Source organism: Falsiroseomonas sp., from assembly GCF_051859025.1.
GTDB lineage: Bacteria > Pseudomonadota > Alphaproteobacteria > Acetobacterales > Acetobacteraceae > Falsiroseomonas.
This window is the reverse complement of record NZ_JBHYGL010000012.1, coordinates 212,722-224,149: the sequence shown is the minus strand read 5'-3', so window position 1 is coordinate 224,149 and position 11,428 is coordinate 212,722. Positions and strand designations below refer to the sequence as shown.

General features: G+C 69.2%; 12 protein-coding genes and 1 pseudogene. 11 read left to right on the top strand and 2 right to left on the bottom strand.

Features of this window, described 5'->3' with window-relative positions:
• Positions 1–26: 26 nt before the first annotated feature.
• Both ACTIE5_RS13205 and parE read left to right on the top strand, forming a co-directional pair.
• Positions 27–545 (top strand): MaoC family dehydratase, encoded by a 519-nt coding sequence (locus tag ACTIE5_RS13205; protein ID WP_439550164.1) that lies wholly within the window; start codon positions 27–29, stop codon positions 543–545.
• 102 nt (positions 546–647) lie between these two features.
• Positions 648–2,675 (top strand): DNA topoisomerase IV subunit B, encoded by a 2,028-nt coding sequence (parE, locus tag ACTIE5_RS13200; protein ID WP_439550163.1) that lies wholly within the window; start codon positions 648–650, stop codon positions 2,673–2,675.
• 93 nt (positions 2,676–2,768) lie between these two features.
• Here the strand turns inward: parE and ACTIE5_RS13195 are convergent, their stop codons facing one another.
• Together ACTIE5_RS13195 and ACTIE5_RS13190 are read right to left on the bottom strand one after the other, a co-directional pair.
• Positions 2,769–3,377, bottom strand: a complete 609-nt coding sequence (locus tag ACTIE5_RS13195; protein WP_439550162.1) for a hypothetical protein — start codon at positions 3,375–3,377, stop codon at positions 2,769–2,771.
• A 167-nt stretch (positions 3,378–3,544) separates the two neighbouring features.
• Positions 3,545–4,171 (bottom strand): annotated as a pseudogene (locus ACTIE5_RS13190) (TerC family protein); the annotation flags it as partial.
• A 122-nt stretch (positions 4,172–4,293) separates the two neighbouring features.
• Here ACTIE5_RS13190 and purB point away from each other — a divergent pair.
• From purB to ACTIE5_RS13145, 9 genes are all read left to right on the top strand, one after another.
• Positions 4,294–5,640 (top strand): adenylosuccinate lyase, encoded by a 1,347-nt coding sequence (gene purB / locus ACTIE5_RS13185; RefSeq protein WP_439550161.1) that lies wholly within the window; start codon positions 4,294–4,296, stop codon positions 5,638–5,640.
• An 80-nt stretch (positions 5,641–5,720) separates the two neighbouring features.
• Positions 5,721–6,011: a hypothetical protein gene (locus ACTIE5_RS13180; protein ID WP_439550160.1), complete on the top strand. Its 291-nt coding sequence runs from the start codon at positions 5,721–5,723 to the stop codon at positions 6,009–6,011.
• Positions 6,012–6,027: 16 nt separating this feature from the next.
• A complete protein-coding gene (locus tag ACTIE5_RS13175; RefSeq protein WP_439550159.1) occupies positions 6,028–6,768 on the top strand; it encodes an NRDE family protein in 741 nt (246 codons plus the stop codon).
• Between the two features lie 157 nt (positions 6,769–6,925).
• On the top strand, positions 6,926–7,690 hold the full coding sequence (gene purC / locus ACTIE5_RS13170; protein ID WP_439550158.1) for a phosphoribosylaminoimidazolesuccinocarboxamide synthase: 765 nt from the start codon (positions 6,926–6,928) through the stop codon (positions 7,688–7,690).
• Positions 7,687–7,926: a phosphoribosylformylglycinamidine synthase subunit PurS gene (purS, locus tag ACTIE5_RS13165; RefSeq protein ID WP_439550157.1), complete on the top strand. Its 240-nt coding sequence runs from the start codon at positions 7,687–7,689 to the stop codon at positions 7,924–7,926. Before purC ends, purS begins: the two co-directional genes overlap by 4 nt.
• 6 nt (positions 7,927–7,932) lie before the next feature.
• Positions 7,933–8,160 (top strand): hypothetical protein, encoded by a 228-nt coding sequence (locus tag ACTIE5_RS13160; protein ID WP_439550156.1) that lies wholly within the window; start codon positions 7,933–7,935, stop codon positions 8,158–8,160.
• Between the two features lie 99 nt (positions 8,161–8,259).
• Complete coding sequence (purQ, locus tag ACTIE5_RS13155; protein WP_439550155.1) at positions 8,260–8,958, top strand: phosphoribosylformylglycinamidine synthase subunit PurQ; 699 nt, start codon at positions 8,260–8,262, stop codon at positions 8,956–8,958.
• Positions 8,955–11,174: a phosphoribosylformylglycinamidine synthase subunit PurL gene (gene purL, locus ACTIE5_RS13150; RefSeq protein ID WP_439550154.1), complete on the top strand. Its 2,220-nt coding sequence runs from the start codon at positions 8,955–8,957 to the stop codon at positions 11,172–11,174. The genes purQ and purL overlap by 4 nt, the downstream gene beginning before the upstream one ends.
• On the top strand, positions 11,174–11,413 hold the full coding sequence (locus tag ACTIE5_RS13145) for a BolA family protein (RefSeq protein ID WP_092957013.1): 240 nt from the start codon (positions 11,174–11,176) through the stop codon (positions 11,411–11,413). The genes purL and ACTIE5_RS13145 overlap by 1 nt, the downstream gene beginning before the upstream one ends.
• The last annotated feature ends 15 nt before the right edge of the window (positions 11,414–11,428 follow it).

Below are 11,428 nucleotides of genomic sequence, written 5' to 3'. Positions count from 1 at the left end.
TGTCCGGACAAATCAGGAGACGCCGCATGGTCCAGACCCACACGGAAGTGGCGCCCCAGCGCTTCCGCGAAAGCTTCGGCCGCTACTTCGAGGATTTCCATCCCGGCGACATCTACGAACACCGTCCCAACCGCACCATCACGGAAACGGAGAACACCTGGTTCACCCTGCTCACGATGAACCAGCACCCCATGCATTTCGATGCCGAATACGCCAAGCATTCCGAGTTCGGGCGCTGCATCATCTGCTCCCCCTTCACCGTCGCGCTGCTGGTGGGCATGAGCGTGAGTGACGTCAGCCAGAAGGCGATCGCCAATCTCGGCTGGAAGGAAATCAAGCTGACCTTCCCCCTCTTCGCCGGCGATACCCTGTCCGGGGAGAGCGAGGTGCTGGAGAAGCGCGAATCCAAGTCCCGCCCCAATGCCGGCATCGTCGCGGTGCGCACCCGCGGCTTCAACCAGGACGGCAAGATGGTCTGCGAGTTCGACCGCATGATGCTGATCGCCAAGCGCGGCTTCGATGTGGAGAAGAAGGCGGGCTACTGAACCGCCCGGCGGGCCACCAGGCCCGCCACGCCTCGACTCGGGGGAGTTGGTTGTGCCGGGGCTGCCCGGTCGCTATCTTGGCCCCCGGATTGAGAACACAGCATGAACGACCTCTTCTCCCGCAACGGCTCCTCCAAGGGCACGACCAAGGCGGCCCCCAAGGCCGGGACGCCCGCCCCCGCCCATGTCACCGGCGCCTCCGACTACTCCGCCAAGGACATCGAGGTCCTGGAGGGGCTGGAGCCCGTGCGCCGTCGCCCTGGCATGTATATCGGCGGCACCGACGACAACGCGCTGCACCACCTGGCGGCCGAGATCATCGACAATGCGATGGATGAGGCCGTGGCCGGCCATGCCGACCGGATCGAGGTGACGCTGGAGGCCGACAATTGGCTGACCGTGCGGGACAATGGCCGTGGCATCCCGGTGGACCCGCATCCCAAGTTTCCGAAACTCTCGGCGCTGGAGGTCATCCTCACCACGCTGCATTCCGGCGGCAAGTTCTCCGGCAAGGCCTATGACACCTCCGGCGGCCTGCACGGCGTCGGCTCCTCCGTCGTCAATGCGCTGTCGCTGCGGATGGAGGTCGAGGTCGCGCGCGACCGCACGCTGTTCGGCCACGCCTTCGAACAGGGCAAGCCGGTCCAGACGCTGAAGAACCTCGGCAGTGTCCAGAACCGCCGCGGCACCCAGGTCCGCTTCAAGCCGGACCCCGAGATCTTCGGCAAGCAGGTCTTCCAGCCGGCCCGCGTTCACCGCTTCTGCCGGTCCAAAGCCTATCTGTACAAGGGCGTGGAGATCCGCTGGAACTGCGACCCGAAACTGGTGGAGGGCACGGACACGCCCGCCAGCGCCATCCTTCACTTCCCCGGCGGCCTGCGCGACTACCTCGCCACCTCCATCGAGGGCCGCGCCACCGTCGTGCCCCAGCCCTGGGCCGGGGAGGTCGGATTCGCGGAAGGCGCCGGCCGCGCCGAATGGGCCATCACCTGGGTCGAGCAGGGCGACGGCTTCCTCTCCACCTATGCCAACACCATCCCGACGCCGCAGGGCGGCACCCATGAAGCCGGCCTCCGCGCCGCGCTGGTGAAGGGGCTGCGCGCCTATGGTGAGTTGAAGAAGGAACGCCGCGCCGCCAATGTGACGGCGGAGGATCTGTTCGGCGGCCTGGCCGGCATGTGTTCCGTCTTCATCCGGGAACCCCAGTTCCAGGGCCAGACCAAGGACAAGCTGACGAGTCCCGAGGCCGCGCGCCTGGTCGAGAATGCGCTGCGCGACCATTTCGACCATTGGCTCGCCGGCGATCCCGGCAATGCGGACAACCTCCTCGCCTGGACGATCGAGCGCGCCGAGGACCGCATCCGCCGGCGGGAGCAGAAGGAGACGCCGCGCAAATCGGCCACCCGCAAGCTGCGACTGCCCGGCAAGCTCGCCGACTGTTCCCGCGAAGGCGTGGATGGCACGGAGCTGTTCCTGGTGGAGGGCGATTCGGCCGGCGGCTCCGCCAAGCAGGCGCGGGACCGGGAGACGCAGGCGGTGCTGCCGCTGCGCGGCAAGATCCTCAACGTCGCCAGCGCGTCGGCCGACAAGCTGCGGCAGAACCAGGAACTGCGCGACCTGATCGAGGCGCTGGGCTGCGGCGCGGGCGATCGCTTCGACCTGGCGCGCCTCCGCTACGGCCGCATCGTCATCATGACGGACGCCGATGTGGACGGCGCGCATATCGCGGCCCTGCTGATGACCTTCTTCTACAAGGAACTGCCCGAACTGGTGCGCCAGGGAAGGCTGTTCCTGGCGCAGCCGCCGCTGTTCCGCCTGCAGGCCCCCGGCAAGACCATCTATGCCAAGGATGATGCGGACCGGGAGCGCCTGCTGAAGAAGGAGTTCAAGCCGAACCAGAAGGTCGATGTCAGCCGCTTCAAGGGCCTGGGCGAGATGCCGCCCGCGTCGCTCAAGGAGACGACGATGGACCCGAAGCGCCGCACCCTGCTGCGCGTCGTCCTGCCGAACGAGGACCGAAAGCTCACTGCCGACCGGATCGAGGAGCTGATGGGCCGGCGCCCCGAACTCCGCTTCCGCTTCATCCAGGACAATGCGGCGAAGCTGGACGAGGGGCAGGTGGACGCCTGAAGCCGCCCGCCGGGGGTGTCAGCCCCTGGCGGCCCGCACCTGTTCAGCCACGCGCTGCCCGCGCCTGTTCAGCCACGCGCTGCCCGCGCCTGTTCAGCCACGCGCTGCCCGCGCGATATCCACCACGAAGGGCATCGGGCTCACCGGCCGCACCTGGCGGGCCGGGGAGGTGATCAGGATCTTGAGGTAGCGCCCCGCCGCGGGGCCGAGGCAGACCAGCGTCTGCACCTCCTGCCGCCCATAGGTGCCGTGCAGCGTCGCGCAGCGCATCGGAACCTGGCCGGGCACCTCCACATCGCTGCGGTCACGCTCCGCGATGCGCTGGCTGGTGCGCGTTCCGGCCATGGCCACCGCCTCGCTGACCGCGGCGGTGAATTCGGCCTGCAGCGCGGCCGAGTCGATGTCATTCGGCACATCCGCCTGGCCGCGGTCATAGACGCTGACGGTGGCGACGGCACTGCGGGCGGGCCCGTCGTAATCCATCGCCACGCCCAGCCCCGCGCGGGTCTGCTCATGCCAGGTCGTGTCCCGCCGCGTGAAGCCCGCAACCGTGGCGGGCAGGCGTTCCGCCATCGCGGCGAGTGTCGGCCGCCCGCCGGGCGGCGATGCCGTGGCGCCGGCCACCCCCTCCCCTTCCTGCTGCGCGCATCCGGCCAGGCCGAAGGTCAACGCGAGAAGAACGAGGGGGGGGGCGTGGCGCATGGTCAGCGGTTCCTGCGCAGCACCTGCTGCGTCAAATCCACCACGATGGCAGCCACCATGGCCACCACGACGACCTGGAACAGGGTGGCGAGGATCCAGAGGCCGATCGGGAAGACCCCCGGCAGCGCCATCCAGCCCAGCGGCAGGAAGAGATAGCCATACGCCTGCGGCACGTTGTCCGCCACCTGATGCGTGCCTTCGAAGATCATCTGGCCCGCGACATAGAGGATGACCAGCAGGCCGACCCAGGCGATCCAGCGGTTCTTGTCGAGCAGCCTGGCGATCAGCGTCGCCGCCACGCCCATCAGGACGACAGAGAAGGCAAGGCCGATGATCATGATGTAGGGATGGTCCTTCGCCGCGCCGGCCACCGCCAGCACGTTGTCCAGGCTCATCGACACATCCGCCACCAGGATCTGGGTGATGGCCTGCTTCAGCGTCTTGCGCGGATTGCCATTCTCGTCGAGCTCGACGCCCTCATCCGTCACCTCGCCATCGCCATGGCCGCCGTGCCGCAGTTCCCGGTACATCTTCCAGCAGACCCAGAGCAGCAGCACGCCGCCCGCCAGCGTGATGCCGACGATCGACAGGAGTTGCACGGTGATGGAGGCGAAGCCGATGCGCATCAGGGTCGCCGCGGCGATGCCCCAGAAGATCGCCTTCTTGCGCTGGTCGGCCGGCAGTCCGGCAGCGGCCATGCCGACGACAATCGCATTATCGCCCGCCAGGACGATGTCGATGAAGAGAACTTGTCCCAGCGCGACAAGTTCCGGGCCAAATGAAGAAAAATCCATGTTACGACGTATCCATTCCCGGTCTCGGCGCCGCTAATTCCATTGGTGGCGGGAGGCTTGTCAACCGCCTCTTTGCGGCGTCATGACCGCTTCACGACTCAATCAAACATGGAAACCACGACATGGTGCCCCGCTACAGCCGACCGGAGATGGTCGCCATCTGGTCGCCGGAGACCCGGTTCCGCATCTGGTTCGAGATCGAGGCGCTGGCGGCGGAAGCCATGGCCGCACTCGGCACCATCCCCGCCGAGGCCGCGGTCGCGATCCGTCGCGGCGGCAGCGCCAAGGTCGCCACCATCACCCAGGCGGACCTCGACCGCATCGACGCGATCGAGCGCGAGACTCGCCACGACGTGATCGCCTTCCTCACCTGGCTGGGCGAGGGCATCGGCCCGGAAGCGCGCTTCGTGCACCAGGGCATGACCAGCAGCGACGTGCTGGACACCTGCCTCGCCGTGCAGATGACTCGCGCCGCCGACCTGCTGATCGCCGATGTGGACGCGCTGCTGGTGGCGCTCCGCCGCCGCGCGGGGGAATACCGCCACACGCCGACCATCGGCCGCAGCCACGGCATCCATGCGGAGCCCACGACCTTCGGCCTCAAGCTGCTGGGCTATGTCGCTGAGTTCGAACGCAACCGCGCCCGCCTGGTCGCCGCGCGGGCGGAGGTCGCGACCTGCGCCATCAGCGGCCCCGTCGGCACCTTCGCCAGCGTCGATCCCCGCGTGGAGGCGCATGTCGCCAAGCATCTGGGCTTGGCCGTGGAGCCCGTCTCCACCCAGGTCATCCCCCGCGACCGCCACGCCGCCTTCTTCTGCGCGCTCGCCGTTGTCGCCAGCGGCGTGGAGCGCCTGGCCACCGAGGTCCGCCACCTGCAACGCAGCGAGGTGCGGGAGGCGGAGGAGTTCTTCCACGCCGGCCAGAAGGGCAGCAGCGCCATGCCGCACAAGCGGAACCCGGTGCTGAGCGAGAACCTGACCGGCCTGGCGCGCATCGTGCGCGGCTACGCCATGCCGGCGCTGGAGAATGTCGCGCTGTGGCATGAACGCGACATCAGCCACAGCAGCGTGGAACGCGTGATCGGCCCGGATGCCACCATCACGCTCGACTTCGCGCTGATGCGCCTGACGGGCATGATGGACAAGCTCACCGTCTATCCCGAGCGGATGGCGGAGAACCTGGAAAGCCTCGGCGGCGTCGTGCACAGCCAGAAGGTGCTGCTGGCCCTGACCCAGGCGGGGATGAGCCGCGAGGGCGCCTATTCCGCCGTGCAGCGTTCCGCGATGGCCACCTGGCAGAAGCTCGGCAAGCCGGATGCGAAGGATTTCCGCGCCAACCTGCTGGCGGACCCGGAAGTGGCGGCCTGCATGACGGCGGAGTCGCTGGACCGCGCGATGGATCCGGCGCGGGACTTCGTCCATGTGGACCAGACTTTTGCTCGTGTACTCGGCGGCACGAAGCAGGACTGATCGCGATTCCGTCACCGGGGCATGCCCCGGTTTCGCCATGGGCGGTGCCTATATTCGCCGCCCATGAGGAGGTTCTTGTGATGCGTTCGATGTCGGGGATGGTGATGGCCGCCGTGCTCGGCGCGGGAATGGCCCTCACTGCGCCAGCCATGGCGCATGACGGTGCCACGGCCGTGGATTGGAAGCCTTACGGCTACTACGCGCCGCCGCCGCGCTACTACGCGCCCCCGCCTCCGGCCTACTACGACGCGCCACCCCCGCCGCGGGCGCGCTACTACGCGCCACCGCCGGTCTACTACTACGCGCCGCCCCGGCCGCGGTATCACCGCCCGCCGCCGCCGCCCGGCGTCGGGCTGTATTTCCGCTTCTGAGGGTCGCGCCCCGGCCGTGTGTTCGCTGATCTGCCTGTGGCGCCCCGGCCATGCCTGGCCGGTCCTGGTCGCCGCCAACCGCGATGAGCGCCTGGACCGCCCCTGGGAAAGCCCGGCCCCGCATTGGCCGGCCCGTCCCGGCGTCGTCGGCGGGCGGGACCTGACGGCGGGCGGCACCTGGATGGCGCTGGGCGCCGGCGGCGTGCTGGCGGCGATCCTCAACCGCCCCGGCAGCCTCGGCCCCGCCGCGGGCAAGCGCAGCCGGGGCGACCTGCCCCTGCTGGCCGCCGACGCATCCTCGGCCGAGGCAGCCCTGGCGGCGCTTGGCGCCATCGATGCGGGCGAATGGCGCCCCTTCAACATGGTGGTGGCGGATCGCGCCGGCGCCTGGTTCCTCAAGGGCCTGGGCGAGGGCCGGCCGGTCGTCTCCCGCCTGCCGCCCGGCATCGCCATGGTCACGGCGCATGACCCGAACGACCTGGCCAGCCCCCGCACCGCCCGCCACCTGCCCCTGTTCGAGGCCAGCCCGCCGCCGGACCCGGACCGGGAGGATTGGGCCGCGTGGGAAGCCCGCCTGGCCGACGACACCGCCCGCCCGGGCAAGGGGGCGGAGGCGCTGCGCGTGCCCCCGGTGAACGGCTTCGGCACCGTCAGCGCCAGCCTGGTGGGGCTGGCGGCGGATGGGCGCCGGCGCTGGCGCTTCTGCGCGGCACCCCCCGGCACCGCCCCCTTCGCGCCGGTCGCGCTGGGCGCCTGACCCGCTGGCCCCCGAACCACCGCCAGGCTGCATCCCGCGGGTGGCGTGGCGGGCTCGTTCTTCCCCTGCTATAGCGCCCCAAGCACCGGGCCCGCGCCCGGCAGCGCCCGCGCGCCCCATTCCCTGGCGGCCGCGGCAGTCGAGGAGTTTCAGCACCATGGCGCGCCGCCGTCAGCTCTACGAGGGCAAGGCCAAGATCCTGTTCGAGGGCCCGGAAGCCGGCACCCTGGTGCAGTATTTCAAGGATGACGCGACCGCCGGCAACGGCGCGAAGAAGGGCACGATCACCGGCAAGGGCGTGCTCAACAACCGCATCAGCGAATACCTGATGATGAAGCTGGCGGAGATCGGCATCCCGACCCACTTCATCCGCCGGCTGAACATGCGCGAACAGCTGATCCGGGAAGTGGAGATAATTCCGCTCGAGATCGTCATCCGCAACGTCGCGGCCGGCAGCCTGGCCAAGCGCCTCGGCATCCAGGAAGGCACGCGCCTGCCGCGCTCCATCCTCGAATACTACTACAAGAACGATGCGCTGAACGACCCGATGGTGTCGGAGGAGCACATCACCTGCTTCGGCTGGGCCTCCACCCAGGACCTGGACGACATGGTCGCGCTGTCGCTGCGGGTGAACGACTTCCTGACCGGCCTCTTCCTCGGCGTCGGCATCACGCTGGTGGATTTCAAGCTGGAATTCGGCCGCCTCTACGAGAATGACGAGATGCGGATCGTCCTGGCCGATGAGATCAGCCCGGACAATTGCCGCCTCTGGGACGTCAAGACCGGGGAGAAGATGGACAAGGACCGCTTCCGCCGCGACCTCGGCAATGTCGAGGAAGGCTACCAGGAAGTGGCGCGGCGCCTCGGCATCCTGCCGGAAGCGGGCGTGAGGGACATGAAGGGGCCGGAGACGGTTCAATGAAGGCATTCGTCACCGTCATGCCGAAGGCCGGCGTGCTCGACCCCCAGGGCAAGGCGATCGGCCATGCCCTCTCCTCCCTCGGCTTCGAGGGCGTGGCCGATGTCCGCACGGGCAAGGTGATCGTGCTCGACCTGGCGGAGACCGACCCGGCGAAGGCGCGCGCGGCGGCGGAGGAGATGGCCCGCAAGCTGCTGGCCAATACCGTGATCGAATCCTTCAAGGTCGAGGTGGTCTGACCCTCGATGGTCAAGGTCTCCCTCCTCGTCATGCTGGTGCTGACGGTCCTGATCTCCATGCTTCTCCGCTGGCGCGAGCAGCGGATGCCGGCGGTGGCGCAGACCAGGCGGCTCGGCCTTGTGGCGCGGGGGAAGAAGGGGCTGGACCGCTGGGTGACCGCCGCGGCGCTGGCCGCCCTCGCCACGCTGATCGTGGTGGGCGGGCTGCACTGGCTGCGGGTCTGGATCGGTTGAGGGCGGCGCCGTGACGACGGCGGCCGCCATGTGCAGGCAAGCCCCGCCTTCGGCGGGCGAACGGCAAGCCCCGCCACCGGCGGGCGAACGGGTGGCACCATGAACGCCGTCATCATCGTCTTCCCCGGCACCAACCGGGAAAGGGACATGGCCATCGCGCTGCAAAGGGTCAGCGGCCGCAAGCCGACGATGCTGTTCCACCGCGCGGATGCGCTGCCCCCCGGCACCGACCTGGTCGTGCTGCCCGGCGGCTTCAGCCATGGCGACTACCTCCGCTGCGGCGCCATGGCGGCGCAATCGCCGATCATGCAGGCCGTGCGCGACTTCGCCGCGAAGGGCGGCCATGTGCTCGGCGTCTGCAACGGCTTCCAGATCCTGACGGAGGCCGGGCTGCTGCCTGGCGCGCTGCTGCGGAACGCCACGCTCCGCTTCCTGTCCATGGATTGCCACATGCGGGTGGAGCGGTCGGGCACGCCCTTCACCGCCAATTGGCAGCAGGGCGCCGTGTTCCGCGCGCCGATGGCGCATGGCGACGGCAACTACTTCTGCGACGACGAGACGCTGGCGCGACTGAACGGCGAGAATCTGGTCGCCTTCCGCTACGCCACCCCGCAGGGCGAGATCACGGCCGCCGCCAACCGCAACGGCGCGCGCGACAGCATCGCCGGCATCCTCTCCCCCAACCTCCGCATCTGCGGCCTGATGCCGCATCCCGAGGATCTGGTGGACCCGCTGATGGGCGGGGAAGACGGGCTGCCGATGTTCACCTCCCTGGTCGAGAGCCTCGCCGCTGCATGAGCACCGCACCGACCCCGCTGGACGCCGCGCGCGCCAAGCAGCTTTCCGCCGAATTCGGCCTGAAGGGCGATGAGTTCGACCGCGTGCTGGCGATTCTCGGCCGCACGCCGTCGCTGACGGAACTCGGCATCTTCTCCGTCATGTGGTCGGAGCATTGCTCCTACAAATCCAGCCGCGTCTGGCTGCGCACCCTGCCGACCAAGGCGCCCTGGGTGATCCATGGCCCCGGTGAGAACGCCGGCGTGATCGACATCGGTGACGGGCTGGCCGCGATATTCAAGATGGAAAGCCACAACCACCCGAGCTTCATCGAGCCCTACCAGGGCGCGGCGACGGGCGTCGGCGGCATCCTGCGCGACGTCTTCACCATGGGCGCGCGGCCGATCGCGAACCTCAACGCGCTGCGCTTCGGCGCGCCCGAGGCACCGCGGATGAAGCGCGTGATCGATGGCGTGGTGCGCGGCATCGGCGGCTACGGCAACAGCGTCGGCGTGCCGACCGTGGGCGGCGAGGTCAACTTCCACCCCGCCTACAACGGCAATCCACTGGTCAATGCGATGACCGTCGGCATCGCGCCGAAGGACCGTATTTTCCTGAGTGCCGCCGCCGGCATCGGCAACCCCGTGGTCTATGTCGGCTCCAAGACCGGCCGCGACGGCATCCATGGCGCGACCATGGCCAGCGCCGAATTCTCCGCGGATTCCGAGGAGAAGCGCCCGACCGTCCAGATCGGCGACCCCTTCACCGAGAAGCTGCTGATCGAGGCGTGCCTGGAGCTGATGGCGACCGACATGATCGTCGCCATCCAGGACATGGGCGCGGCGGGGCTGACCAGCTCCTCGGTCGAGATGGCCGGCAAGGGCAATGTCGGCATCGAGCTGGTGATGGACAATGTCCCCCAGCGCGAGGAGGGCATGACCGCCTATGAGATGATGCTCTCCGAGAGCCAGGAGCGCATGCTGATGATCCTGAAGCCCGGCCGCGAAGCCGAGGCCGAGGCGATTTTTCATAAGTGGGAACTGGACTTCGCCGTCATCGGCCACCTGACCGATACGGGCCGCATCGTCATCCGCCACAAGGGCGTGGTGGAGGCCGACATCCCGCTGGCGCCGCTGGAGTCCGAGGCGCCGCTGTATCGCCGCCCGACGGCGGAGACGCCGAAGCAGCCGGTGCTGGATGCCGCCAGCATCGCCGATCCGGTCGGCCCGCTGGAGGCGCTGACAACTCTGGTCGGCAGCCTCGACCTCTGCTCCCGCCGCTGGATCTGGGACCAGTATGACAGCACGGTCGGCGGCCAGACGGTGAAGCGCCCGGGCGGCGCGGATGCGGCCGTGGTTAAGCTGGAAGGCCTCAAGCGGGGCCTCGCCATCACCACGGATTGCACGCCCCGCTACTGCCAGGCGGACCCGGAGGCGGGTGGCGCGCAGGCGGTGGCAGAAGCCTGGCGCAACCTGACCGCCGTCGGCGCGCGCCCACTGGCCATCACGGACAACATGAATTTCGGCAACCCCGAGAAGCCGGAGATCATGGGCCAGTTCGCGGCCGCGGTGCGCGGCATGGCGGCGGCCTGCATCGCACTCGACTTCCCTGTCGTGAGCGGCAATGTCTCCCTCTACAACGAGACCGAGGGCCGCGCGATCCTGCCCACCCCCGCCATCGGCGGCGTCGGCGTGCTGGAGGATGCGGCCCAGTCCATCGGGCTGGCGCTGAAGCCGGGCCTCGACCTGGTGCTGATCGGCGATACGAAAGGCTGGCTCGGCCAGTCCCTCTGGCTGCGGGAGATCGCGGGGCGGGAGGAAGGGGCGCCGCCGCCGGTGGACCTCGCCGCCGAACGCCGCAACGGCGATTTCGTCCGCGCCCGCATCCTGGAAGGGACCGTCGCCGCCTGCCACGACCTGGCCGATGGCGGGCTGCTGGTGGCCGTGGCGGAAATGGCGATGGCGGATGGCACGGGCACCACGCTCACGGCCCCGCCCGCGGGCGTCGCGCCGCATGGCTGGTGGTTCGGTGAGGACCAGGCACGCTATGTGCTCGCCGTCACCGATGGCGCCGCGCTGGTCGCCGCAGCCTCCGCCGCCGGCGTGCCGGCCGCGGTGATCGGCCGCAGCGGCGGCGGGGACTTGGTTCTTGCCGGCGGGTCCTCCATATCGGTGGCCACGCTGCGGGCGGCCCATGAGGCCACCCTGCCGGCGCTGATGGAGGGGAGAGCGGCCTGATGGCGATGGATGCGGCGGAAATCGAGGCGCTGATCAAGGCCGCCCTGCCCGATGCGCAGGTGACGATCGAGGATCTCGCCGGCGATGGCGACCATTATGCCGCGAAGGTCGTCTCCTCGGCCTTCAAGGGCATTCCCCGAGTCAGGCAGCACCAGATCGTCTATGCCGCGCTGCAGGGGCGGATGGGGGGGGTGCTGCATGCCCTCGCCCTCCAGACCTCCGCGCCGGATCAGGCTTAAACCGCGTCAACAGGG